This is a genomic window from Achromobacter sp. 10T422 (genome assembly GCF_056394065.1).
Window position 1 is genome coordinate 119,153 of the sequence record NZ_JBFTHD010000014.1, and the last position, 25,086, is coordinate 144,238.

General features: G+C 63.6%; 22 protein-coding genes. 14 read left to right on the plus strand and 8 right to left on the minus strand.

Annotated features, from left to right (window positions below):
• Positions 1 to 3: 3 nt before the first annotated feature.
• The 4 genes from AC1DB0_RS28915 to AC1DB0_RS28930 form a co-directional block, all read right to left on the minus strand.
• A complete protein-coding gene (locus AC1DB0_RS28915) occupies positions 4 to 891 on the minus strand; it encodes a transporter (protein WP_476757080.1) in 888 nt (295 codons plus the stop codon).
• A gap of 70 nt (positions 892 to 961) precedes the next feature.
• Positions 962 to 2,473, minus strand: a complete 1,512-nt coding sequence (gene styD, locus AC1DB0_RS28920) for a phenylacetaldehyde dehydrogenase StyD (protein WP_476757081.1) — start codon at positions 2,471 to 2,473, stop codon at positions 962 to 964.
• A gap of 208 nt (positions 2,474 to 2,681) precedes the next feature.
• Positions 2,682 to 3,671 (minus strand): quinone oxidoreductase family protein, encoded by a 990-nt coding sequence (locus AC1DB0_RS28925; RefSeq protein WP_054427402.1) that lies wholly within the window; start codon positions 3,669 to 3,671, stop codon positions 2,682 to 2,684.
• 50 nt (positions 3,672 to 3,721) lie between these two features.
• Positions 3,722 to 4,702, minus strand: coding sequence for a DMT family transporter (locus AC1DB0_RS28930; protein WP_054427401.1), 981 nt, complete (start codon positions 4,700 to 4,702; stop codon positions 3,722 to 3,724).
• A gap of 75 nt (positions 4,703 to 4,777) precedes the next feature.
• Here AC1DB0_RS28930 and AC1DB0_RS28935 point away from each other — a divergent pair, with 75 nt between their 5' ends.
• The 5 genes from AC1DB0_RS28935 to AC1DB0_RS28955 all read left to right on the plus strand — a co-directional run bounded on the left by AC1DB0_RS28935 (position 4,778) and on the right by AC1DB0_RS28955 (position 10,554).
• On the plus strand, positions 4,778 to 5,674 hold the full coding sequence (locus tag AC1DB0_RS28935; RefSeq protein ID WP_476757082.1) for a DMT family transporter: 897 nt from the start codon (positions 4,778 to 4,780) through the stop codon (positions 5,672 to 5,674).
• Between the two features lie 31 nt (positions 5,675 to 5,705).
• Positions 5,706 to 6,212 carry a MarR family winged helix-turn-helix transcriptional regulator gene (locus AC1DB0_RS28940; protein WP_054427399.1) on the plus strand — a complete coding sequence of 169 codons (507 nt, stop codon included), beginning with the start codon at positions 5,706 to 5,708 and terminating at the stop codon, positions 6,210 to 6,212.
• A 106-nt stretch (positions 6,213 to 6,318) separates the two neighbouring features.
• The gene (locus AC1DB0_RS28945; RefSeq protein ID WP_476757083.1) at positions 6,319 to 7,722 is read left to right on the plus strand and encodes an efflux transporter outer membrane subunit; all 1,404 of its coding nucleotides are present in this window, start codon (positions 6,319 to 6,321) and stop codon (positions 7,720 to 7,722) included.
• A gap of 22 nt (positions 7,723 to 7,744) precedes the next feature.
• On the plus strand, positions 7,745 to 8,938 hold the full coding sequence (locus AC1DB0_RS28950; protein WP_175169776.1) for an HlyD/EmrA/EmrK family protein: 1,194 nt from the start codon (positions 7,745 to 7,747) through the stop codon (positions 8,936 to 8,938).
• Positions 8,935 to 10,554, plus strand: a complete 1,620-nt coding sequence (locus tag AC1DB0_RS28955) for a DHA2 family efflux MFS transporter permease subunit (RefSeq protein WP_245636473.1) — start codon at positions 8,935 to 8,937, stop codon at positions 10,552 to 10,554. The genes AC1DB0_RS28950 and AC1DB0_RS28955 overlap by 4 nt, the downstream gene beginning before the upstream one ends.
• Before the next feature lie 36 nt (positions 10,555 to 10,590).
• On the opposite strand, the gene AC1DB0_RS28960 is transcribed toward AC1DB0_RS28955, so the two are convergent.
• The 3 genes from AC1DB0_RS28960 to AC1DB0_RS28970 all read right to left on the minus strand — a co-directional run bounded on the left by AC1DB0_RS28960 (position 10,591) and on the right by AC1DB0_RS28970 (position 14,331).
• Positions 10,591 to 11,577 carry a hypothetical protein gene (locus AC1DB0_RS28960; RefSeq protein WP_054427396.1) on the minus strand — a complete coding sequence of 329 codons (987 nt, stop codon included), beginning with the start codon at positions 11,575 to 11,577 and terminating at the stop codon, positions 10,591 to 10,593.
• A gap of 35 nt (positions 11,578 to 11,612) precedes the next feature.
• Entirely contained in the window at positions 11,613 to 12,680 is a 1,068-nt protein-coding gene (locus tag AC1DB0_RS28965; protein ID WP_476758807.1) for a tartrate dehydrogenase, read from the minus strand.
• A 118-nt stretch (positions 12,681 to 12,798) separates the two neighbouring features.
• A complete protein-coding gene (locus AC1DB0_RS28970; protein WP_476757084.1) occupies positions 12,799 to 14,331 on the minus strand; it encodes a helicase HerA-like C-terminal domain-containing protein in 1,533 nt (510 codons plus the stop codon).
• 160 nt (positions 14,332 to 14,491) lie between these two features.
• Between AC1DB0_RS28970 and AC1DB0_RS28975 the strand changes: the two genes are divergently transcribed.
• The 7 genes from AC1DB0_RS28975 to AC1DB0_RS29005 all read left to right on the plus strand — a co-directional run bounded on the left by AC1DB0_RS28975 (position 14,492) and on the right by AC1DB0_RS29005 (position 19,776).
• The gene (locus AC1DB0_RS28975; protein WP_054427393.1) at positions 14,492 to 15,223 is read left to right on the plus strand and encodes a YebC/PmpR family DNA-binding transcriptional regulator; all 732 of its coding nucleotides are present in this window, start codon (positions 14,492 to 14,494) and stop codon (positions 15,221 to 15,223) included.
• Between the two features lie 120 nt (positions 15,224 to 15,343).
• Complete coding sequence (purD, locus tag AC1DB0_RS28980; RefSeq protein ID WP_054427392.1) at positions 15,344 to 16,651, plus strand: phosphoribosylamine--glycine ligase; 1,308 nt, start codon at positions 15,344 to 15,346, stop codon at positions 16,649 to 16,651.
• A gap of 13 nt (positions 16,652 to 16,664) precedes the next feature.
• A complete protein-coding gene (gene hemF / locus AC1DB0_RS28985) occupies positions 16,665 to 17,576 on the plus strand; it encodes an oxygen-dependent coproporphyrinogen oxidase (protein ID WP_441372408.1) in 912 nt (303 codons plus the stop codon).
• Entirely contained in the window at positions 17,573 to 18,160 is a 588-nt protein-coding gene (nadD, locus tag AC1DB0_RS28990) for a nicotinate (nicotinamide) nucleotide adenylyltransferase (protein WP_054427390.1), read from the plus strand. The genes hemF and nadD overlap by 4 nt, the downstream gene beginning before the upstream one ends.
• A gap of 73 nt (positions 18,161 to 18,233) precedes the next feature.
• Entirely contained in the window at positions 18,234 to 18,638 is a 405-nt protein-coding gene (gene rsfS / locus AC1DB0_RS28995; RefSeq protein ID WP_175169772.1) for a ribosome silencing factor, read from the plus strand.
• 9 nt (positions 18,639 to 18,647) lie between these two features.
• The gene (gene rlmH, locus AC1DB0_RS29000) at positions 18,648 to 19,118 is read left to right on the plus strand and encodes a 23S rRNA (pseudouridine(1915)-N(3))-methyltransferase RlmH (protein WP_050449060.1); all 471 of its coding nucleotides are present in this window, start codon (positions 18,648 to 18,650) and stop codon (positions 19,116 to 19,118) included.
• A gap of 34 nt (positions 19,119 to 19,152) precedes the next feature.
• Complete coding sequence (locus AC1DB0_RS29005; protein ID WP_054427388.1) at positions 19,153 to 19,776, plus strand: Maf family protein; 624 nt, start codon at positions 19,153 to 19,155, stop codon at positions 19,774 to 19,776.
• An 82-nt stretch (positions 19,777 to 19,858) separates the two neighbouring features.
• Here the strand turns inward: AC1DB0_RS29005 and AC1DB0_RS29010 are convergent, their stop codons facing one another.
• Entirely contained in the window at positions 19,859 to 21,196 is a 1,338-nt protein-coding gene (locus AC1DB0_RS29010; protein ID WP_054427387.1) for a dicarboxylate/amino acid:cation symporter, read from the minus strand.
• 407 nt (positions 21,197 to 21,603) lie between these two features.
• On the opposite strand from AC1DB0_RS29010, the gene AC1DB0_RS29015 reads away from it, so the two are divergent.
• Together AC1DB0_RS29015 and AC1DB0_RS29020 are read left to right on the plus strand one after the other, a co-directional pair.
• Entirely contained in the window at positions 21,604 to 23,463 is a 1,860-nt protein-coding gene (locus AC1DB0_RS29015) for a sensor histidine kinase (protein WP_476757085.1), read from the plus strand.
• On the plus strand, positions 23,460 to 24,899 hold the full coding sequence (locus tag AC1DB0_RS29020; RefSeq protein WP_476757086.1) for a sigma-54-dependent transcriptional regulator: 1,440 nt from the start codon (positions 23,460 to 23,462) through the stop codon (positions 24,897 to 24,899). The genes AC1DB0_RS29015 and AC1DB0_RS29020 overlap by 4 nt, the downstream gene beginning before the upstream one ends.
• Positions 24,900 to 25,086 lie beyond the last annotated feature (187 nt).

The window sequence follows — 25,086 nt, forward strand, 5'->3', positions numbered from 1 at the left end:
TCCCTAGAACGCGTAGACGTAGCGCAATTGCACGCCACGCATCCGAGGCCCGTTTTCGACCTTCAGGTCGTGGATGTACTGCATCTGAATCTGGTTGGCGTCGTTGATCTGATGCGTCAGCTCAAGCGCCAGTTGATGATTGCGCGCCCGCGTCGCCACCGTTTCCCCCGATGACGTTTCGCGCCCGCCTGTTTCGTACCGATAGCGGATGCCCGTGTAGGTGTCCGGTGTCAGGTTGGTGGAGGCCAACGCGAAGAGGCGGAAGGATGGGTCTTTCTTCAAGGTCTGGCCGTACCAGTCCGTGTTGCGCCCGTAGATTTCAACTTCGGCAATCGCTTCCAGGAACGTGGATTCGCCCACGCCCTGGACGAACGAAAAATCCTGGATGGTGGACCAGCGGTTCTTGCCCGGCGACACGTCGGGACGCGAACCGTCATAGCGCCCAACAGGCGCCACGATGAAAGGCTCCCAGGCGAACCAGGTTTTGGTTTGTTCGTTGTTGTAGAGCCAGATCGCCGAGCCCAGCGTCACGTCGCCAATACCGGTTTGGTGGTCGCCAGGCACGCCGGGTACGTCCAACGAGGTCCGGTACATCGGCACGATGAATTCCAGCTGCACCGTCTTGCCGTAGAAGTCGCGATAGTGCATCTGGCGGTAGACCAGCGCATTCACATCTACGGACGCGCCGTCAACGCGCTTGCCTTCCGAGTACAGCCCCGACGAGCGCAGCCCGGCCAGATAGCCCGCCACGATGTTGGTGCCCACCGGCGCCGGAATCCAGTCGCGCGCGCTGGGGTCGCCCGCCCACGCCGGCTGCGACGTACCCGCCCAAGCCAGCACCAGCGCTGCGCTTGCGCCTATACGTACAAGGCCACGAGTGTTGCCTGCCATCCCATTCCCCTTGGTCTTGCGAGGGCGCCGCCGCCGGTATGCCCCGGCTTGGTCGGCGCTTATCGCCGTGCTAGTACGCGATGCAAACGGACTTCTTCTCGAGGTACATCTCCAGCAGGGCGCGGCCATGCTCACGGCCGATGCCGGATTGCTTGAAGCCGCCGAACGGCATGTTGGGGTCGAGCATGTTGTGGGTGTTGACCCAGACGGTGCCTGCGTCAATGCGCGGAATCAGGCGTTGCACGCGGGTCAGGTCATTGCTCCAGAGGCTGGCGCCCAGGCCGAAAGCGCTGTCGTTGGCCAGCCGCACGGCGTCGTCAAGGGTGTCGAACGGTTGCGCCACGACGACGGGACCGAAGATTTCTTCTTGGGTGATGCGCGCCCCTTGCGGCACATCGGCAAACACGGTGGGCCGCACGAAATACCCGCTGCCGTCGCCCGCCGCGCCCCCCGCCAGCACCCGGCCGCCTTCCGCGCGGCCAATGCTGATGTAGTCCATGACGCGCTGCTGATGCCGCGCCGAAATCAGCGGGCCGATCTGCGTGGCCGCGTCAAAGCCGGAACCCAGCGTCATGCTGGCGGCCATGTCGGCCAGCCCCTGCACGACCTTGGCGTACAGGCCCTGCTGCACATACAGGCGCGAGCCCGCCGTACACACTTGCCCCTGGTTGAAGAAGATGGCGGCGGCGGCGCCCTGCACGGCACGATCCACATCGCAATCGTCCAGCACAATCACTGGAGACTTGCCGCCTAGTTCCAGCGACACCCGTTTCATGTCATCCATGGCGGCCCGGCCGATCAGCTTGCCGACTTCGGTGGACCCGGTGAAGGCGATTTTGTCGATGCCCGGGTGCGCCACCAGAGCCGCGCCGGCAGTTTCACCCCGCCCGGTAATCACGTTGACGACGCCGGGTGGAAAGCCGGCTTCCAGCACGAGCTCGGCCAGCCGCAAGGCGGTCAGCGGGGTTTCTTCTGCGGGCTTGAGCACGACGGTGCATCCAGCCGCCAACGCGGGGGCAATCTTCCATACCGCCATCAACAGCGGGAAATTCCAGGGGATGATGGCGGCGACCACGCCCACGGGCTGCGCCAGCGTGTAGGCGCTGTACTGAACGCCCGGCGGAAACGGAATCGATAGCGACAGCGTGTCGCCCGTGATCTTGGTGGCCCAACCGGCCATGTAGCGCAGCCATTGCGCGCCCGCCCCCACTTCCAGTCCCTGCGCAATGCCCAGCAGCTTGCCGTTGTTCAGCGTTTCCAGCCGCGCCAATTCGGTGCCGTGCTGTTCGAGCAGATCCGCCAGTTTCAGCAACAGACGCTCGCGCCCCGCGGGCAACATCTCGCGCCACGGCCCCGATGCGAAAGCGCGGCGCGCGGCCTGCACCGCCAGATCCACTTGCGCGGGCCCGGCATCGGGCTGATGCGCAATGACCTGGCCCGTGGCCGGGTCATAAACGGGAATGGGCTTGCCCTGCCCGTCATGCACCGGCTTGCCGTCGATCAACATGAATTCACGGATCGCGCCCAGTTCGGGACGGTCTGGCGTGACGGCGGCCGGAGCAAACTCGCTTGCGGAAGACATCTGACGCTCCAACGAAAAGGGTGGAGCCAGAATAGCAACGGCGTTTTGCGCTGGCTTGTCGGGCCGTGCATGGGGATTTGTCATTCTGCGCACGGCGGCGCAAAAACAAAAAGGCCAGGCGAGCCGCGTGTGACGCGTCTTGCCTGGCCCTGGACTTGTCCGCTTACGGCCCTGATACAGGGTTCAAGCGAACAAGGGCCGATGCCGATCAGTCCAGCATCAGCACCGTGGCGCCCGTGGTCTTGCGCGAGGCCAGCGCGGTCTGCGCTTCGCCTGCTTGTTCCAGCGTGTAGCGCTGGTCGATACGGACCTTGATCTTCTTCTTCAGGACCAGGTCAAACACTTCTTCGGAAGCCGCTTGCAGCTTTTCCAGCGTGTTCACGTGCACGCCCAGCGACGGACGCGTGACGTACAGGCTGCCCTTCTGGTTCAGCACGGCCAGGTTGACGCCGGCCACCGGGCCCGACGCATTGCCGAAGCTGACCATCAGGCCGCGCGGCTCGATGCAGTCCAGCGAGGTTTCCCACGTGTCCTTGCCCACGCCGTCATACACCACCGGCACCTTCTTGCCGCCGGTCAGTTCCAGCACGCGCTCGGCCACGTTTTCACGCGAGTAGTCGATGGTTTCCCATGCGCCGTTGGCGCGGGCCAGTTCGGCCTTTTCGGGGCTGGAGACGGTGCCGATCAGCTTCACGCCCAGGGCCTTGGCCCACTGGCAAGCGATCAGGCCCACGCCGCCTGCGGCCGCATGGAACAGAATCGTTTCGCCGCCTTGCAGGCGATAGGTCTGACGGAACAGGTATTGCACCGTCAGGCCCTTCAACATCAGCGCGGCGGCTTCGTCGAAACCAATGCCCTTGGGCACCTTGACGACCTGCTGGGCCGGCACGTTGCGGGCCTTGGCGTAGGCGCCGATCGGGCTTTGGCCATAGGCGACGCGGTCGCCCTTCTTCAGGTGTTTGACGTCAGCGCCCACGGCCGTCACCACGCCGGCGGCTTCGAAGCCCAGGCCATGCGGCAGCGGATGGGGATACAAGCCCGTGCGGAAATAGATATCGATGAAGTTCAGGCCGGCGGCGTGCTGCTCGATCGTGACTTCATTGGCGGCGGGCGGCGGAACTTCCACCTCGACCAGCTTCAGGACTTCGGGACCACCGTGCTGCTCGATACGAATTGCCTTGACGAGATTGCTGGCCATGCTGGCCTCCTTTCATTGAAATTAATGCGAACCATCGGGAAAATCGGGCGTCACCGCGGCGGCGTTCCGGCCTCGCGCGTGGGCGCGGGTGCGGGTTTGGGGCCGCCGCCCATCAATGCGAATACGCCGGTCAACACCAGCGCGGTTCCCGCCATCTGCCACACCGTGATGGGCTCGTTCAGGAACCACGACGCCAGGAATAGCACCGACACCGGCCCCATCATGCCCAGCAGCGACGCCGTGGGCGCGCCGATCAACGACACCGCCCACATCAGCATGAAGACCGGCACGACCGTATTCAGCGTGGCGTGGATCACGGAATATCCGTAAACCCCCATCGGCTGGATCAGCATCGACGGAGGGTGAATCACGAAAAACTGGATGATGCAGGCCACGCACGACACGAGCATGGCGTAAGCCACCAACCGCGTCGGCCCCACCCGCTTGATCAGTTCGCCGGAACAAATCAGGTACACAGAATAGCTTGCCGCCGAACCAAAAACGAACAAAGACCCTAACAGCACCTCGCCGCCCCCGCCAAAGGACAGGTCGTGGGCAAACACCAGCACCACGCCCGCGTAAGACAGCACCATGGCCATCCATTGGCGGCGTTCAACCGGGCGCTTGAACCAGAACGCGGACAGCAGCACGACAAGCGACGGCGACAGGAACAGGATCAGCCGTTCCAGGCTGGCCGTGATGTAGCGCAGCCCCAGAAAGTCCAGGAAGCTCGACAGGTAATAACCCAGCAGGCCCAGCACGATGACCTGGGCGCGTTCCTTATTGGTCATCACCACGATTTCGCCGCGCGCGGCCCGGCGCGACTGATGCCAGGCCACCGCGGCGAAGAACGGCATGGCGAACAGCATGCGAAAGGCGATGAGCGTCACCGCGTCGATGCCGTAGCGATAGGTGAATTTGACGACGATCGCTTTCGCTGAAAACAGCACCGCGCCAAGCGTCGCCATGAGGATTCCGGCCGCGCGGCCGGACGGGAGCGAGAGCGGCAAAAGCTTGGCGATACGATTCATGCGATGATTTTAAATTCAGTGCAATCCGATTTGCACGCTCAAACTACGCTTTTTGGCATCCACCGCCCCCCTCGCATGACCCGACAACGCGCTCTGACCTCTATACATATTGCCGCCGTGCTGTTCGGCCTGACCGGCGTTTTCGGGGAGTTGATACAAGCCAGCGCCGCCGTCATCACGCTGGGCCGGGCCGTCTTCGCGGTGATTTCGCTGGGGATATTCGCCCGCCTGCGCCGCCAGCCCCTGATGGGCGTGCTGACGCCCGCACAACTGTTCGTGCTGGTGATCGCCGGCGCGCTGCTCGCGGCACACTGGGTCACCTTCTTCATTTCGGTCAAAGTGGGCGGCATCGCGATCGCTACCTTGGGCTTTGCCAGCTTCCCGGCCTTCATCACGCTATTCGAGGGCCTGCTGTTCCGCGAGCGCATCCGCGCGGCGGAATGGATGTTGTTGGGTCTGGTCACCGCCGGTCTGGTGCTGGTTACGCCATCATTCGACTTCGCGGACCAGGGCACTATCGGCCTGGCCTGGGGCCTGCTTTCCGGGCTGACCTTCGCGTTATTGGCGCTGAGCAACCGCCGCTCGGCCTCGGGCATGGACCCGATGCAGGTCGCCTGCTGGCAGAACGTGGTGGTGGCGCTGGTCATGGTGCCGTTCGCCGTGGGCCAGTTGCCCGCCCTGCCGGCGGTGGATTGGTTCTGGCTGGCGTTGCTGGGCGTGTTCTGCACAGGCCTGTCGCACTACCTGTTTGTCTCCAGCCTGACGCAGTTGAACGCGCGCAGCGCCGGGCTGGTGATTGCGCTGGAACCGGTCTACGCCATCGCCTTTGCCTGGATGCTGTTCAGCCAGCAGCCCACGCCGCGCATGATTGCGGGCGCCGTGCTGATCGTGGCCGCCATCGTTTTGTCGGGGTTGCGCAAGAGCCCAACGGCCGAGGCCGACGCGGAAGCCATCGCAAAATCACAGCCTTGACAATAACTGACTAGGCAGTAAAATTCGGCGCATGAATGCCGAAACTTCCCCGCCGTCGTCAGAAACTCCCGTCCATTACCGCAGTGATAACCGCTGCATGGCGGAAGACAACGCTGGTTATTTGATCAAGCTGGCCTATCACTCCCTGACCCGGATGCTGGACCAGGAAATGGCCCCGCTTGGCCTGACCGCCATGCAGTGGCGCCCCCTGGCCATGGTCTATCTGGGCCGCGCCGATACGCCCGCCGAACTGGCGCGGTTGAACGACATGGACACCGGCGCCATGACCCGCGCGCTGGATCGGTTAGAGGCCAAAGGCCTGCTGCGCCGTAACCGCAGCCAGCAAGACCGCCGCGTCGTGAAGATCGAACTGACCGAACTCGGCGAAGCCATGGCGCGTGAAATCCCCCCCAATATCGCCCGTTCGCTCAACCACCATCTGCGTGGTTTCACGGCGGACGAAGTCACCCAGCTGATGCATTTCATGCGTCGCATGATCGCCAACGGTTCCGCTTCCGGCTCGGCTCCCGAACGCTGACGACGATCTTCCCGCCTGCCCTCCCCCCGTGCCTGGGGGTTTTATTTGGCATAATATTTGCCTAGGCAAATACAGATTAATCAATTACTTTCAGCAAACAGTCAGGATGAAACGCCTTCTTTCTACCGTATTGGTGCTGGCCCTGAGCGGTTGCGCACTGATGGAGCCCGGCTCCGAGCCCGTTGCCGCGCTGGATGCGGCCAAGCTGGGGCTGACGGGCCACGACACGGCCTGGCCCGAGACGCAATGGTGGCAGCGCTACGGCGATAGCCAACTCAATGCGCTGATGGACGAAGCGCTGGCCAACAGCCCGTCCATGAGCGCTGCACAGGCCCGCCTGGCCAAGGCCAACGCCGCCGTCAGCACCGCACGCGCCCCGCTGATGCCGCGCGTGGATGCCGATTACACGTTGACCCGCGAACACCTTTCCTCGGACTACATCTACCCCGCGCCGCTAGGCGGCTCCGTCGTCAGCGACAACCGGCTGGCGCTGGATTTCAGCTACGAGCTTGATTTCTGGGGCAAGAACCGGTCGCGCCTGCAATCGGCGGTGTCCGAACGCGAAGCCGCTACCGCCGATGCGCAAGCCGCCCGCAACATGCTGGCCAGCGCCACCGTCCGCGCCTACCTGAACCTGCAAAATGCCTTCGCCCAGCGCGACGTGCTCAAGCGCGTGATCGCGCAGCGCGCCGACGTGCTGTCGTTGACGCAAGGGCGTTACAGCGCCGGCCTGGATACGCAGGTGGAAGTGAAGCAGGCGGAATCGTCGCTGGCTGCCGGCCGCGTGGAACTGACCCAGACCGAGACGACGCTGGCGCAATTGCGCAACCAGGTCGCCGCGCTGACAGGCGCAGGCCCGCAACGGGGCCAATCGCTGGTTGCGGTGGACCTGACCGCCCCCGCTGGCGTGGTGCCCACCGACATTCCGCTGGACCTGCTGGGCCACCGCCCCGACGTCGTCGCCTCGCGCTGGCGCGCCGAAGCGGCCCGTAGCGCCATCGACACCGCCAAGGCCGAGTTCTATCCCAACGTGAACCTGACCGCGTTCGCCGGCTTCCAGGCCTTGGGCACGGGCAATCTGCTGGGCACCGCCGCGCGCACCGCAGGTTTCGGCCCGGCCATCACGTTGCCGATCTTCCATGGCGGCGAGCTCAACGCCAATCTGGCCGGCCGCCGCGCCGACGCCGACCTGGCCGTGTCTGACTACAACCAGGCAGTGCTGGACGCCGTGCATCAAGTGGCCGACGCGCTGGACGGCCTGCGTTTGCTGGACCAGGAACGCGCCCAACAGCGCCAGGCGCGTGAGGCCATCGAGGCCGCCTACGACCTGGCGGTCAACCGCTACAAGGCCGGCCTGGGCAACTACATCACCGTGCTCATCGCGCAAACCGGCGTGCTGACCCAAGCCCGCCTGGATACCGACCTGCGCATCCGCGCTTATCAGCTCGACGCCAACCTGGCCAACGCGCTGGGCGGCGGCTACGCCCCCGCCACGACCTCCATTCATTGAACGACCCCCGGATTCAGACGTCATGAACGCTGCCACCCCCACCACCAACCCCGCCCGCAAACGCCTGATGCTGCTGGCGACCGGCGTCTTCATTCTGGTCGCCATCGCCTACGGCATCTGGTGGCTCTTGTTTGGCGCCCACTTTGAAAGCACCGACGACGCCTACGTGCACGGCAACCTTGTGCAGATCACACCGCAAGTGCCGGGCACCGTTGTCGCCATCGAAGCCGACGACACCGAAACCGTCACCGCCGGCCAGCCGCTGATACGGCTGGACTCTGCCGACACCGACATCGCGCTGCAGCAGGCCCAGGCCAAACTGGCGCAGATGGTGCGCCAGGTTCGTACGTATTACGTCCAGAACGACGCGCTGGCCGCCGATGTCGACCTGCGCAACGCCGACATCCTGCGCGCCCAGGCCGAACTGACCCGAGCGCAAAGCGACGTCAGCCGCCGCCAGCAATTGGCGAAATCCGGTGGCGTCAGCGGTGAAGAAATCCTCCACGCCGAAGCCGCTTTGAAGTCCGCGCAATCTGGTCTGGCACAAGCCAAGGCCGCCCTGGCCGCCTCGCGCGCCAAGCTGGCGACCAACCAGGCGCTGACGCAAGGCACGACAGTGGCCAATCACCCAGATGTGCTGCAAGCCGCAGCCGGCCTGCGCAACGCGTGGCTGGCGCAGTCGCGCACGGTACTGCCCGCGCCGGTAAGCGGTGTCATCGCCCGCCGCAGCGCGCAGGTGGGTCAGCGCGTCGCCCCCGGCAATGCGCTGATGACGGTGGTGCCGCTGGATCAGGTGTGGGTGGAAGCCAACTTCAAGGAAGGCCAGCTGCGCAAGATGCGCATTGGCCAGCCGGTGAAGATGGTGGCCGACCTGTACGGCAGCTCGGTGACTTATCACGGCAAGATCTCCGGCCTGGACGCCGGCACCGGCAGCGCCTTCGCCCTGCTGCCCGCGCAGAACGCCACCGGCAACTGGATCAAGGTGGTGCAGCGCGTACCCGTGCGCATCACGCTGGACCCCGAAGACCTGAAGTCGCACCCGCTGCGCGTGGGCTTGTCGATGGACGTGGAAGTCGACGTCGGCCAACAAGAAGGCGAGCCGCTGACGCAAGCCGTGCGCAATGAGCCGGCATGGTCGACGCGCGCCTTCGACCCAGCGCACGGCGAGGTCGACACCATGATCAACAAGATCATCGAAGACAACCTGGCATCATGAGCACGACCGCCCAGCCCGCGGGCGCAGGCGCGCCCCCCGCCGAACCCGCCCGCCCGCCGGGCACTTATCCGCCGCTGGAAGGCGCGACCCGCATCATCGGGTCCATCGCCCTGTCCACGGCGGTGTTCATGAACGTGCTGGACACCTCGATCGCGAACGTGTCCATTCCCACCATCTCGGGCGATCTTGGCGTCAGTTCCAGCCAAGGCACCTGGGTGATCACGTCGTTCGCCGTCGCCAACGCCATCACGGTGCCGTTGACCGGCTGGCTGACGCAGCGCTTCGGGCAGGTCCGGCTATTCCTGATCTCGACCCTGCTGTTCGTGCTGGCCTCGTGGCTGTGCGGTTTTTCGCCATCACTGGAAGCGTTGATCGCCTTCCGCGTGCTGCAAGGCGCGGTGGCCGGCCCGATGATTCCGCTGTCACAGACGCTGATGCTGGCCAGCTTCCCGAAGTCCAAGGCGGGCATGGCGCTGGCGGTCTGGTCCATGACCACACTGGTCGCGCCCGTGGCCGGGCCATTGCTGGGCGGCTGGATTTCCGACAACTACACCTGGCCGTGGATCTTCTACATCAACGTGCCGGTCGGCCTGCTGGCGGCCTGGATCAGCTGGCGCATCTACGGCAACCGCGAATCGATGACCCGCAAGCTGCCCATCGACAAGCTGGGCCTGGTGTTGCTGGTGGTGTGGGTGGGCGCGCTGCAGATCATGCTGGACAAGGGCAAAGAGCTGGACTGGTTTGCCAGCCCGACCATCATTGCGCTGGCCGCCACGGCTTTTGTGGCCTTCGTCTTCTTCCTGATCTGGGAACTGACCGATGCCCACCCCGTTGTGGACTTGCGTCTGTTCAAGATCCGTAACTTCACGGTGGGCGCGCTGACATTGGCGGTGGCCTACGGCGTGTTCTTCGGAAACGTGGTGCTGTTGCCCCTGTGGCTGCAAAGCAATATGGGCTACACCGCCACCTATGCCGGCCTGGTGACGGCGCCCGTGGGCTTGTTGGCGATATTGCTAACGCCGCTGGTGGGCAAGATGCTGGCCACGCGCGACCCGCGCCAGATTGTGACGGTGGCGTTCCTGATCTTCGCGCTGGTCTGCTTCATGCGGTCGGGTTTCAACACCCAGACGGATGTGCGCACGCTGATGCTGCCGACCATCATCCAGGGCGCGGCCATGGCGGCGTTCTTCGTGCCGCTGACATCGATCACGCTGTCCAGCATTGAGCCATGGCGCATCCCGGCGGCCTCGGGCCTGTCGAACTTCCTGCGGCTGACCGCAGGCGCATTCGGCACGTCCATCGCGACCACGCTGTGGGAAAACCGCGCCACCATGCACCACGCCCAACTGACCGAGATCGCCAAGCCCGGCCAGCAAGCGTTCGACCAGACCATGAACACGCTGCAAAACGGCATGGGCATGACGCACCAGCAAGCGCTGACGATGGTGGACGGGCTGGTCAACGCGCAGGCGTTCACGATGTCCGCCGTGGACGTGTTCTACGCTTCGGCGATCATCTTCCTGATGTTGACGGGGTTGGTGTGGTTTGCGCGCCCCCGGTCAACGAAGGCAGGTGCGGGTGGCGGTGCGGCCGAAGCGGCGGCGGGCGCGCATTAAGGCGCGGCACGATGCTTCAAAAAAAAGAGCGCCTTGTCAGGCGCTCTTTTCATTGGCCACGCTGTCTTTAAGCAGCGCATGCCAATCCATGCGTTCGATGATGTCAGCCGACAAGGCGCTGACGGGCGACAAATTGAATACCGACAAGCCGCGCGCGCGCCATTGTGCTGACGCAAACCGGAATGACGGTTCAATCAGGTGGGCGAACTTGCGCGCCAGACGGCTCGTCTGAGGGTTCGCGCCTTCGTCGTAGAAGCGCAGGCCATGCTGCACGGTCAGGTCAAGCCCATGCACGTACACCTGGCGCGCGCCGCTGGACATCAGCACCTGCAACGCGGCATAGGCCACCGTGTCGGCGTCGAACACGCCCAGCGAGGCGTCAAAGCTGTAACCCAGGCCTTGCTTGGCGTCCAGCAATTGCACGTCAGGCGTCGCGGCGGCAATCCGCTTGAGCATGGCGGGCGCGGCAGTACGCTGATAGGCGCGCTCGGAGATCAGTTCGATGACGCAGATGCGGCAGCGGATCTGATCCTGGGGAATGCCTTGCATGATGTAGCGCAGCACTTCGGGGAACACGTACAGCGTCAGGTCGCGGCTGACGATTTCGCGTACGAGCTCGATGCGATCCCGCACGAAATTTTGGTCGATGATGCAGTAATACTTGAATTTCAGGTCGAACTTGCGAGCCAGCGCAATGGCGCCATTGACGCCCATTGCCGCACCAATTTCCAGCTGATCGTAGGGAATCTCGGCGACCGAAGGGCCGCTCAGGATCAGATGCACGGTTTCATCGGCGGGGTCGTACCCTTGCGCCAGCGGGGTGATGGGCAGCGAGCGGCCAAAGGCCCGGAAACCGCAAATCGCCCCGGACCGGTCCCGCCAGATGCGCACGAAAGGCCACAGATGCTGGTTGTGACGTTGCGTGCGCGATCGCAGCAGGCGGAACAGCTTGCGTACGAATCGGTCGGCCCGGCCGCCGCCCACATGGGCGGCGGCGGAAGAAGGAACGATTGAGTTTTCCATCTACTAGCCAGATTGGCCGTACTCGCTAAATGCGCTTAACCCGCAGAAATCAGCGACGCAATCGCGTTGCCAACGTCGACAGTCGACGCGTTGCCTTTCATGTCCCGGGTGCGCGGGCCATCGGCCAACACGGTTTCGATCGCCTTGACCACAGCGGCCGACGCTTCCGGGTACCCCAGAAAATCAAGCATCAGTGCGCCGCTCCAGATCTGCCCGATCGGGTTGGCGATGCCCTTGCCATAAATGTCCGGCGCCGAACCGTGCACCGGTTCGAACAGCGACGGGAACTTGCGCTCGGGGTTCAGGTTTGCCGACGGCGCAATGCCAATCGTTCCCGTGCAGGCCGGGCCCAGATCGGAAAGGATGTCGCCGAACAAGTTGGAAGCCACGACCACGTCGAACCAGTCAGGATGTTGCACGAAATGCGCGCACAAGATATCGATGTGGTATTTGTCCCAGCGAACGTCCGGATAGTTCCCGGCCATATCGGCCACGCGCTCATCCCACCACGGCATCGAAATGGAAATGCCGTTGGATTTGGTGGCGGCGGTCAGGTGCTTGCCGCGCTTCTGGGCCAGTTCAAACGCGAACTTCAGCACACGATCCGCGCCAATGCGCGTAAATACGCTTTCCTGAATGACGACTTCGCGCTCCGTCCCTTCGAACAGACGGCCGCCGCTATTGGAGTATTCGCCTTCCGTGTTTTCGCGGACGATGAAGAAATCAATGTCGCCCGGCTTGCGGTCTGCGAGCGGCGACGGTACGCCGGGCATCAGGCGCACTGGCCGCAAATTGATGTATTGGTCAAATTCGCGACGGAATTTGAACAGCGAACCCCACAGCGCTTCGTGATCCGGCACCGTGGCGGGCCAGCCGATCGAACCGAAGAAAATCGCCTCATGCTKACCGATCTGCGCCTTCCAGTCGTCCGGCATCATCTTGCCGTGCTGGGCGTAATAGTCGCAGCTCCAATCGAAATGATCCCACTGGAATTCGATGCCGAAGCGCGTCGCCACGGCATCCAGCACCTTCAACCCTTCCGGCACGACCTCTTTGCCAATACCGTCTCCTGGAATCACCGCTATCTTGTGTTTCTTAGCCACCACGTTTCCTTAATTTTCCTTTGATAGAACGCCCAGAATCATAGGCATAAACCGCCGCAGCGCAACACCCCCGTTACAAATCGACGGGGCTTATTCTGCTGACGATTACGCGGGACGTTCAGCGGCGGCCCTTCGACCCCAGCAATGAACCCAGCAAGCCGCGCGTGAGCTCCCGCGCAATCGAGCGGACGGTGCTCTTGGCCATGGTCTGCACCACGCCGTCGCGCTTGCCGCCTCGTGGCCCGGTCGAGCCGAACAGGACGTCGTTCAGGCTGTCCATCAGGCCGCCGCCGGACTCCTCTGCGGGCGCCGGGGCGCCACCGGGCTGCACCGGCGCCTTGGCGCCCGGCTGCCCAGACTGCCCCACCGGCACCGCAGCGCGCCCGGCCAGGACTTCATAGGCCGAATCGCGGTCAATGGCTTTTTCGTACTTCGCGGCCATCGGGCTGCCCTGGCGCAAGACCTGGCGTTCCGCATCGGTGGCCGGGCCGATCCGGCTGGCGGGCGGCACGATGTACGCGCGTTCGGTCGGCATCGGGCGGCCCTTGGCGTCCAGCAGGGATACCAGCGCCTCGCCCACACCCAGTTCGGTGATGGCGGCTTCGATATCCAGCCCCGGATTGGGGCGCATCGTCTGGGCGGCCGTTTTCACGGCCTTCTGGTCGCGCGGCGTAAAGGCCCGCAAGGCGTGCTGGACGCGGTTGCCCAACTGGCCCAGCACGGTATCGGGAATATCAAGCGGATTCTGCGTAACGAAGTAAACGCCCACGCCCTTGGAACGCACCAGGCGCACGACCTGCTCGATCTTTGTCAGCAGCGCCGCCGGGGCGTCGTTGAACAGCAGATGGGCTTCGTCGAAGAAAAAGACCAGCTTGGGCTGATCCATGTCGCCCACTTCCGGCAGCTTTTCATACAGATCAGCCAGCAGCCAGAGCAGAAAGATGGCGTACAGGCGCGGGGCCTGCATCAGCTTGTCGGCAGCCAGTACGTTGACCATGCCCCTGCCCTGGGCGTCCGTGCGCATCAGGTCGGCCACGTCCAGCATCGGTTCGCCGAAGAATTTTTCCGCGCCTTGGGACTCCAGCGCCAACAAGCCGCGCTGGATGGCGCCGACGCTGGCGGACGACACGTTGCCATAGCGGGTTTTGAGTTCGGCCGAGCGGTCCGCCACGTTCTGAAGCATGGCGCGCAGGTCTTTCAAATCCAGCAGCAATTGGCCTTCATCGTCGGCCACCTTGAATACCAGCGTCAGTACGCCTTCCTGTGTGTCATTCAATTCCAGGATGCGGGACAGCAACAGCGGCCCCATATCCGTAATGGTGGCGCGCACGGGCAAGCCCTGCTCGCCGAACACGTCCCACAGGGTGACGGGGCTGGCGCCCCAGACCGGTTCCGGCAGGCCCAGGCTCTTTAACCGCTCGCTCAGCTTGGGGCTGGCCGCCCCAGCCTGGCAAATGCCGGTCAGGTCGCCTTTGACGTCGGCCATGAATACCGGCGTGCCGATCCGGGAAAAAGACTCCGCCAGCACTTGCAGCGTGACGGTTTTGCCGGTGCCCGTGGCGCCGGTGATGCATCCGTGGCGATTAGCCAGCGCAGGCAGCAGCGCCAACTCGGTCTGCGCGTTCTTGGCGATGACGATGGGGTTGGGCATGTGCAGCACTCCGGACCAGGGATCAAAAAGATGCCCAAGTGTAGAGCTTGCCGCGCGCCTTGTGCGCGTGGCAATAAGGACACAGGCAAGACAGCGCCGGGCGCGCAGGCCGCCGTCACGGTAAAATGCCTTTTTTGCAGACAATTTATCCTGGGAAGCCATGGCCGGACACAGCAAATGGGCCAATATTCAGCACCGCAAAGGGCGTCAAGACGCCAAGCGCGGAAAGCTCTGGACCAAGATCATTCGTGAAATTACCGTGGCGGCGCGCGCCGGCGGCCCCGACCCGGACAGCAATCCGCGCTTGCGCATGGCCTGGGACAAGGCCACTGACGCCAACATGCCCAAGGACAACATCCAGCGCGCCATCCAGCGTGGCGCGGGCGGCGCAGACGGCGACGCCTACGAGGAAGTCCGCTACGAAGGCTACGGCATCGGCGGTGCGGCAGTCATCGTCGACTGCATGACCGACAATCGCACCCGCACCGTGGCGGAAGTGCGCCACGCCTTCGCCAAGAACGGCGGCAACCTGGGCCAGGAAGGCTCGGTGGCCTTCATGTTCAAGCACTGCGGCCAATTCGTGTTCGCCCCCGGCACGCCCGAAGACAAGGTCATGGAAGCCGCACTCGACGCGGGCGCCGAAGACGTCACGACTGACGACGAAGGCGTGATCGAAGTCGTTTGCGCGCCGGCCGATTACGCCGCGGTTCGCAAGGCGTTCGACGACGCTGGCTTGAAGGCCGAAGTGGATGGCATCGTCATGAAGGCCCTGAACGAAACCGAGCTGGCCGGCGAAGACGCCATCAAGATGCAGAAACTGCTCGACGCCCTGGAAGGCCTGGACGACGTGCAGGAAGTCTATACCACTGTCATTTTCGACGAAGCGCAGTAAATCCCACCGTCCTGGCCGGGCGGCATCCGCCGTCTTGCCAGGGTGATATTCGGACCCGGAATGTCTCGGGTCCGTTGCCTTCTCCACGGGCTAGAGTGGCAACCTTCAGAATCACGCAACATGAAACTCCTGGTAATTGGCTCGGGCGGCCGCGAACATGCCCTCGCCTGGCGGCTCGCCCGCTCCCCGCGCGTACACAAGGTGTACGTCGCCCCGGGTAATGGCGGCACGCAACGGGCCGAGCAGATGGAAAACATCCCGCTCACCAATGCCGAGGAATTGGCCGATTTCGTCCAGCGCGAAGGCATCGCACTGACGGTCGTTGGCCCGGAAGCCCCGCTGGCCTCGGGCGTCGTGGACGTGTTCCGCGCCCGCGGCCTGAAGATCTTCGGCCCCACCAAGGCCGCCGCGCAGCTGGAAAGCTCGAAGGACTACGCCAAGGCCTTCATGGTCCGGCACAACATCCCGACGGCGCGCTACGCCACCTTCACCGACCCGGTCCAGGCCCACGCCTATATTGACCAGGAAGGCGCCCCCATCGTCATCAAGGCCGACGGCCTGGCTGCCGGCAAGGGCGTCGTCGTGGCCGCTACGCTCGAAGAGGCGCACGCCGCCGTCGACGCGATGCTGGGCGACGGCTCGATGGGCGCCGCCGGTGCGCGCGTCGTCATCGAAGAATGCCTGGTGGGCGAAGAAGCCAGCTTCATCGTCATGTGCGACGGCCGCAACGTGCTGGCCCTGGCCACCAGCCAAGACCACAAGCGTCTGCAAGACGGCGACCAGGGTCCCAACACGGGCGGCATGGGCGCGTATTCGCCCGCGCCGATCGTCACGCCGGAACTGCACCACCGCATCATGCGCGAAATCATCCTGCCGACGGTGCAGGGCATGACGCGCGACGGCATCCCCTACACCGGCTTCCTGTACGCTGGCCTGATGATCGCCCCGGGCGATGATCCCGACCGCGAAATCAAGACGCTGGAATTCAATTGCCGCATGGGCGATCCGGAAACGCAGCCGATCATGATGCGCGTCAAGAGCGACCTGCTGGACGCGCTTGAACACGCCGTGGACGGCACGCTGAACCAGGCCGACATCGTCTGGGACCGCCGCACCGCGCTGGGCGTCGTGCTGGCCTCGCACAACTACCCGAACACGCCGCGCACCGGCGACGTCATCCGCGGCCTGCCCGCCGACGCCGAAGACTGCATGGTCTTCCACGCCGCCACGGAATTGGTCGGCGAAGACACGAAGACCACCGGCGGCCGCGTGCTGTGCGTGACGGCATTGGGCGACTCGGTCAAGATGGCCCGCGACCGCGTGTACGAAGCCATCGACGGCATCCACTTCGATGGCCGCCAGTACCGCAGCGACATCGGTTGGCGCGCGCTGAAGCCGTCGCAGCAAAAACCCAAGTCCAACGCGTAACCGGAAAGCGCTGATGAACGCCTTGCCCGTCACGACTGTCCGCGACTATCTCACCGGCTTGCAAGCCCGCATCGTCGGGGCTTTGGAAGACGCGGAAGGCGGCGCCTTCCGCGCCGATGAATGGGTGCGGCCCGAAGGCGGCGGCGGTTTGTCGCGCCTGCTGGAAGGCGGCAAGCTGTTCGAACGGGCGGGTGTGCTGTTCAGCCACGTCAAGGGCACGAAACTGCCCCCGTCGGCCAGCGCCCACCGGCCCGAGCTTGCTGGACGCAGTTGGGAAGCCATGGGTGTATCCATGGTGCTGCATCCGCGCAACCCCTATGTGCCGACCACGCACATGAACGTGCGCATGTTCGTCGCCGCAGCCCGCCCGGGCCACGACGAATCCGACGTCTTCTGGTTCGGCGGCGGCATCGACCTGACGCCCTACTATCCTTTCGAAGAAGACGCCCGGCACTTCCATACGGTATGCCGCGACGCGTTGGCCAGCCACGGCCCCGACTACTACCCGCGCTACAAACGCTGGTGCGATGAATACTTCTTTCTGAAACACCGCAATGAAACGCGGGGCATCGGCGGCATTTTCTTTGACGACCTGAACGCTCCGGGCTTCGATGCCTCGTTCGCCTTGACCCGTTCAGTTGGCGATGCGTTTCTGGACAGCTACCTGCCCATCGTCGAACGCCGCCGCACGTTGCCGTATTCGGAACGCGAGCGCGATTTCCAGGCTTACCGCCGGGGCCGCTACGTTGAGTTCAATCTGGTCTTCGACCGCGGCACGCTGTTCGGCCTGCAATCTGGCGGCCGGACGGAATCGATCCTGCTGTCGATGCCGCCGCTGGCGCAATGGCGTTACGACTGGCAGCCAGAGGCGGGCACGCCCGAGGCCGAGCTCGCCGCCTATCTGACGCCACGGGATTGGGTTTGAAGCGCATCGGTCTCTTGGGCGGCAGTTTCGACCCCGTCCACATCGCCCACATCGCGCTGGCGCAGAACGCTTTGGACACGCTGCGGCTCACCGGCGTGGAACTGATCCCCGCCGCCAACCCGTGGCAGCGCGCGGCCTTGCACGCCACGGGCGATGAACGCTGCGACATGCTGGAACTGGCCATCGCCGGCCACGACGGTTTAAGCGTCAACCCCATCGAAATCGAACGCGGTGGCGCAACCTACACCATCGACACGCTGCGCGCCCTGCCCCAGGACGCGCGCTATGTCTGGCTGCTGGGCGCTGACCAATTAGCCAATTTCTGCACGTGGCGCCACTGGCGCGACATCGCCAGCTTGGTGGATCTGGCCGTGGCCACCCGCCCTGGCACCCCGTTGACGCCGCCGGCCGAATTGGCCGCCTGCCTGCAAGAACAGGGCCGCCAGCTGGAAGAGCTGCCGTTTTCACCCATGGCGGTTTCCGCTTCCGACATCCGCCGGCGTCTGGCCGCGGGCGAATCCACTGAAGGCCTGCTGGCCCCGTCGGTCGCCGCCTATATTGCGGCGCACCAACTTTACCGATAAACCTCACCCGCCGGGCGCTGAAAGCGTCACGGAGCCGGCATCCGCCGTCCGTCCGCGGGTTATATTTGCAGCTATGGATATAACGAAACTCCAACGCGCCGTCATCGATGCCCTCGAAGACGTCAAGGCGCAAGACATCAAGGTCTACAACACCACGCATCTGACGAGTCTGTTTGATCGCGTCGTGATTGCCAGCGCCACCTCCAACCGCCAAACCCGCGCGCTCGCTTCCAGCGTGGCTGATCGCGGCCGCTCGCTCGATCTCTCGGGCATCACGATCGAAGGCGAAGACACCGGTGAATGGGTCGTCGTCGACTTGGGCGACATGGTCGTGCACATCATGCAACCGGCCATCCGCCAGTACTACAACCTGGAAGAAATCTGGGGCGGCAAGCCGGTGCGCGTGAAGCTGCTGCCGGAATCGACGCGCGTTGCGCCGATCCCGACCGACAGCAACTACGACGACGTCGACCACTGAGTCTTTGCCGTGAAATTGATCGTTGCGGCCGTAGGCACTCGGATGCCGGACTGGGTAGAGACTGCCTGGGCCGATTACGCCAAGCGCCTGCCCGCCGATTGCGCGCTGGAACTGCGCGAGATCAAGCCTGAACCCCGCACCACCGGCAAGACGCCCGCGCAGATGATGGCGGCGGAAGCCAAGCGCATCGAAGCCGCTTTGCCGGCCGGTGCGCTGCGCCTGGCGCTGGACGAGCGCGGGCGCGACCTCACCACCATGGCTCTGTCGCAAAAGCTGGAACAGTGGCGGGCTGGCGGGCAAGACGTGGCTTTTCTCGTCGGCGGGCCAGACGGCCTGGATGCCGACCTGAAAGCCTCGTGCAGCGGACAGCTTCGGCTGTCGTCGCTGACGCTGCCGCATCCCATGGTGCGCGTGGTGCTGGCCGAACAGCTCTATCGCGCCTGGGCCATCATGACCAATCACCCCTATCACCGCGCCTGACCGCTAGCCGGGCCGGCGCCCACTTCGCTGACGCATGCCCCACTCCGCCGACACCCCCACCCCAGCCCGTCTTTACCTTGCCTCGGCCAGCCCGCGGCGGCGTGAATTGCTGACTCAGATAGGCTTGGCGCACGAGGTCTTGCGCGTTCCCGCCCCGCCCGGCGAAGACGAACCCCAGCATCCGGGCGAAAGCGCCGCCGATTATGTGCAGCGCACTGCCCGCGACAAAGCCCTGCGCGGCCGCGATTGGATGCACGCCCAAGGCTTGCCGCCCCTGCCCTTGCTGGCCGCGGACACCACGGTGATTCTTAACGGCAAGGTGCTGGGCAAACCGGCCGACCGCGATGACGCCATCCGCATCCTGCGGGCCTTGTCCGGCGCGGCACACGAAGTCCATACCGCCGTCGCCGTGTGGACGGGCGAGCAGCTGCTGGAAGCCGTCTCCATTACCGAAGTCCGTATGCGCGATCTTCACGACGGCGAGATTGCCCGTTACTGCGACAGCGGCGAACCCTTCGGCAAGGCCGGCGCCTATGGCATTCAGGGCTTGGCCGGTACCTTCATCTCGCATATCTCCGGCAGCTACACCGGTGTGATGGGTTTGCCACTATTCGAAACGGCTAACCTGCTTCGCGCAGCGGGTATCCAGACGCCCTGAACGCGTTGCCTTTGAAATGAAAAAACCCCCGAGGTCTTCCGGACCTCGGGGGATTTTTCATTGCAAGAACGGATACGGCGCGTTAGGCAGTATGGCTAAGCGTTGGCTGCGCTTCGTTGACCGCCGCAGCGGGCGGCACCTGGCCGTCCAGCGCGGCGTGCAACTGCTCTTGGTCCAATTCGCCTTCCCAGCGCGCGACCACGACAGCGGCGGTGGCGTTGCCGACCAGGTTCGTCAGCGCGCGGCATTCCGACATGAACCGGTCCACGCCCAGAATCAGCGTCATCCCTGCGATCGGCACGGACGGCACAACCGACAAGGTCGCCGCCAGGGTGATGAAGCCCGCGCCCGTGACGCCAGCCGCGCCCTTGGAGCTGAGCATCGCAACCGCCAGCAGCAGGATCTGGTCGCCCAAGGACAAGGGAATGTCACACGCCTGCGCGATGAACAACGCGGCCATCGTCATGTAGATGTTGGTGCCGTCCAGGTTGAACGAGTACCCGGTGGGCACCACCAAACCAACCACCGACTTCGAACACCCGGCGCGTTCCATCTTCTGCATCAGGGTGGGCAACGCCGCTTCGGACGAGCTTGTGCCCAGCACCAGCAACAATTCTTCGCGGATGTAGCGCACCAGCTTCAAAATCGAAAACCCGTTGTAGCGCGCTACCAGGCCCAGAATCACCACGACGAACAGCACCGACGTCGCGTAAAACGTGCCCACCAGCATCGCCAGGTTCACGACCGACTTGATGCCGTATTTGCCAATGGTGAAAGCCATCGCGCCGAACGCGCCAATTGGCGCCGCCTTCATCAGGATGGCGACCAGTTTGAAGATCGGCTGGGCCAGCGCCGTCATGAAGTTCAGGATCGGCTTGCCGCGCTCGCCCACCATCGCCAGCGAAATACCGAACAGCACGGCCACAAACAGCACCTGAAGAATATCCCCACCCACGAACGGGCTGAAGATCGTCGTCGGGATGATGTTCATCAGGAAGCCGGTGATGGTCGAGTCGTGGGCCTTCGAGACAAAGGTCGCGACAGCCTTCTCGTCCAGCGTCTTCGGATCAATGTGCATCCCTGCGCCCGGCTGGACCAGGTGGCTGACCAGCATGCCTACGATCAAAGCCAGCGTCGAGAAGATCAGGAAGTACAGCATGGCCTTGCCTGCCACGCGGCCCACCTTTTTCAGGTCGCTCATGGCGGCAATACCCGAGGCCACGGTCAGGAAAATCACCGGTGCGATGATCATCTTCACCAGCTTGATGAAGGCGTCGCCCAGCGGCTGCATCTGCTGGCCGAGTTCTGGCTTGAATGCTCCCAGCAGCACGCCGACGATGATGGCGAAAATCACCTGGACATACAGGATTTGATAGAACTTGAGCTTGCGCGCAGGCGCGCCTTGATCCACGTCGATCATTGGGTTTTGTCCCCACCAATGCTCCTTGCCCCGAGCGGCTAGCGCAGCGGGCGACGGAGCGTTATCTGTTTTATGGCATTGCGTTATCGCCGCAAGCCCATTTCACCGTGCGTGCGGATGCCGCTCGGCTTGCATACCTATATGCAAGACGCGTGCCAGCATTGAAAGGTCTGATCCTGTTGGCACAAGCCCTTGATAAGTCTGGCTATTTATATTTGGCGATGGGGAATCGGTGTCTTGTTCGAGCGGAATCCCGCACGGAAACAAGATAGAATGTGCGGAAATCCACACAAACCATGACTGACCCCTCGCCTATTCCTCAAAACAGCCGCCAAGGCTCGACGCATCCGGCCACACGGCCGACTGCGCGGGTGTCATCGGGTGGCTCTTGGGCGTGGCGCGCAGTGATGATTCTGCTCGCCATCGCCATCGTGTTCGGCGTGCTGCATTTCGCCACGCAATGGGCCCGCGATGGCGCGATCAAAACCGCCACCGTTCAGGCGCGCGCGGCGGGGCAGATCAATGCCGCGCTACTACGCAACAACCTGGACAAGTTCAGGGCGCTGCCTTTCGTGCTGACTCGCGATGTCGACGTGCGCGCGGCCTTGCAAGGAGCAAGCACCGCGCAGATCGAATCGTTGGATGACAAGCTCGATGCCTTGAGCCACGGGGTCGGCGCCTCCGCCATCTATCTGTTGGACCCCAAGGGGCTGGCCATCGCCGCCAGCAATTGGCGCGAACCCGCCACTTTCGTAGGCGTGGACTACCAGTTCCGGCCGTACTTCCAGCGCGCCGTCGCCAACGGCTCTGCGGAACACTTCGCGCTAGGTACGGTCAGCCACGAGGCCGGGCTGTACTTGTCGCGACGCATCGATGACATCAATGGCGCGCTGCTGGGCGTCATCGTATTGAAGGTTGATTTCCGTGACCTTGAATCCGACTGGCGCCAGTCCAGTGCACCCATTTTTGTCACGGATGAGCACGGCGTGGTGCTGTTGGGCAGCATCCCGGACTGGCGCTTCGATGTGCTGGCGCCGCTTGCGCCGGACTTGGCCGAGCGCCTGCGTACGAGCCTGCAATTCGGCGACGCACGCTTCCAGTCCTTGCCCGTCACGCCGCCGCTGGCTCCAGCCAGCACCGGGCAATTGGTGCGTATCGACGACGCCTTGCCGACGCTGCCTAAAGGCGCGCCGCTCTTGCACACGACGCTGCCCATCGCCGAGTCACCGGGTTGGACTTTGCACCTGCTGTCGCCCGTTCAGACGGCCATGAGCCAAGCCACCGCCAACGCCCAGCTGGGCGCGTTGCTGGCGCTGAGTCTGCTGGCCGCTGCAATTGGCATCGTGCTGTATCGGCGCCATCGCAATCGCGAACGCGCAGAACAACAGGCCGCCATCCAGGCCCAACTCGCCGCGCTGGTCGATGAACGCACCGCACAGCTGCGCGAAGTCAACGACCATCTGATGGATGAAATGGACGAACGCCAACGCGCCGAAGCGCGCTTGCACACCATGCAAGATGAACTTGTACAGGCCAGCAAGCTTGCGCTGCTTGGCCAGGTCGCAGCGGGCGTCGCCCATGAAATCAATCAGCCCGTTGCCGCCATCCGAGCGTACGCAGACAACGCATTTGAGTTTTTGCGGCGCCAGGATTCCGGCTCCGCGCAGGAAAATTTGGGCACCATTGCTTCGCTGACAGAACGCATCGGGCACATCACGGGCGAATTGCGCGCATTCTCACGCAAGGCAGGCGCATCCGTCGGGCCCACCAGCCTGAAGGAAGCCTTGGACGGCGCGTTGCTGCTGGTCGGGCCACGCGCGCGACGCCAAGGCGTCACGCTGCAACGGCCGCCGGAAGATCAGGACGTTCTGGTCCGGGCCAACCGCATCCGGCTGGAACAAGTGCTGGTGAACTTGCTGCAAAACGCGCTGGAAGCATTGGAAGGTAAAGCGGACGGCCGCGTCGTGGTCGCGCTGCAAGACTTGGGCGCGACGGTTCAAATCCATGTCGCCGACAACGGCCCGGGGCTGTCCGACGCCGATCGCGCACGCCTGTTCATCCCCTTCCATACGACTAAACCGGAAGGCCTGGGGTTGGGCCTCGTCATCTGCCGCGACATCGTCACTGAATTTGGCGGAGAACTGCAAGCCGCCCACCCCAGCGATCCCGGTTTTCCTGCCCCTCACGGCCCGCAAACGGGCGCCATGTTCACCCTGACGCTGCGTAAGGCAGCTGCCGGACACCCCGTTTCGGCCACTCCGTCATGACTCGCTCACCTGCATCTTCAACCCCAATCCCCGCTTCAGCTTCCATTGATGACGGTCTTCGCGCGCCCACTCCTCCTCACGTCGTGTTCATCGATGACGACGAGGAACTACGGCGCGCCAATGTCCAGACGTTGAAGTTGCACGGCATGACGGTCGACGCCCATGGGACGGCGCGTTCCGCGCTTCCCGTCTTGCACCGCGATTTTGACGGGGTAGTCGTGACCGATATCCGCATGCCCGATATCGATGGCCTGCAACTATTTCATCGTCTGCGTGATATTGACCCCGAGCTTCCCGTCATTCTCATTACCGGCCATGGCGATATTGCCACCGCCGTCCAGTGCATGCGTGACGGTGCCTACGACTTTCTGGCCAAACCCTACGCACCCGACAGGCTGACCACAGCGATCACACACGCCGCGGAAAAGCGTCGTCTGGTGCTGGAAAACCGGCGCCTGCGTGAAGCTGCGTTTGCGGTGGAAGCCGACGAAGTCCCCTTCATCGGCACCACGCCCGCCATGCAACGTATCAAACAAACGCTGCGCCATATTGCCGATGCGGATGTCGACGTGCTGGTTGAAGGGGAAACCGGCACCGGGAAGGAAGTGGTAGCGATGGCGTTGCATCGCCTGAGCCGCCGCCGGCACCGTGCGCTCGTCGCCATCAACTGTGGCGCTCTGCCCGAAAGCGTTATCGAAAGCGAATTGTTCGGGCACGAGGCCGGCGCCTTTACGGGCGCTCAAAAGAAGCGCATAGGCCGTATCGAACATGCCAGCGGCGGCACCTTGTTCCTGGACGAAATCGAAAGCATGCCGCTGGCCGTGCAAGTGAAGCTGCTGCGCGTGCTGGAGTCTCGGCAGATCACTCCGCTTGGCAGCAACGAGGTGCGCAATCTCGATCTGCGCGTCGTCGCCGCCACGAAGGAAGATCTGGGCAGCCCAGCTATCCGCAGCAAGTTCCGCGAAGACCTTTTCTACCGGCTCAATGTCGTCACGATCCGTATTCCGCCCCTGCGCGAACGCCGCGACGACATCCCTCTGTTGTTCGCGCATTACCTCGGCCACGCATCACGCCGCTTTCATCGCGATATTCCTGAGATGCCTGCCTCGATCAAACAGTATGTGATGACACATGACTGGCCTGGCAATGTGCGCGAACTCGCCCACTTTGCCGAGCGCGTCGTGCTGGGCGTTCTTAATACCCCAGCGGTCGATACCGTTCCCACAGCAAACGCAACACAAAGCCTGCCAGAAAGAATGGAGCAATTCGAAGCCCAACTCATCCGTGATGCGTTGCAAACGCATCAGGGGGATATCAAAGCCACGCTGGAAGCCTTGGGTATTCCCCGCAAGACCTTCTACGACAAGTTGCAAAGGCATGGCATTGACCGGCAACAGTATCTGCGCGGCCCGTATCAAGCACCGCAGCATCCGTAGCCATAGCGATAGCCGTAGCCGTAGCGATGGCCGTAGCCGTAGCGTAAAGGCAGGATCAATACCCGCGCCCATGCAAAAACCCCTCGCAGCGCCAGCTGCGAGGGGTTTTCTTTTAATCAATGCTCGAATATCAATGGTCGAATCGTAAAAACCGAATCACCAAAGACAAAACCCCACAGGGTTACCT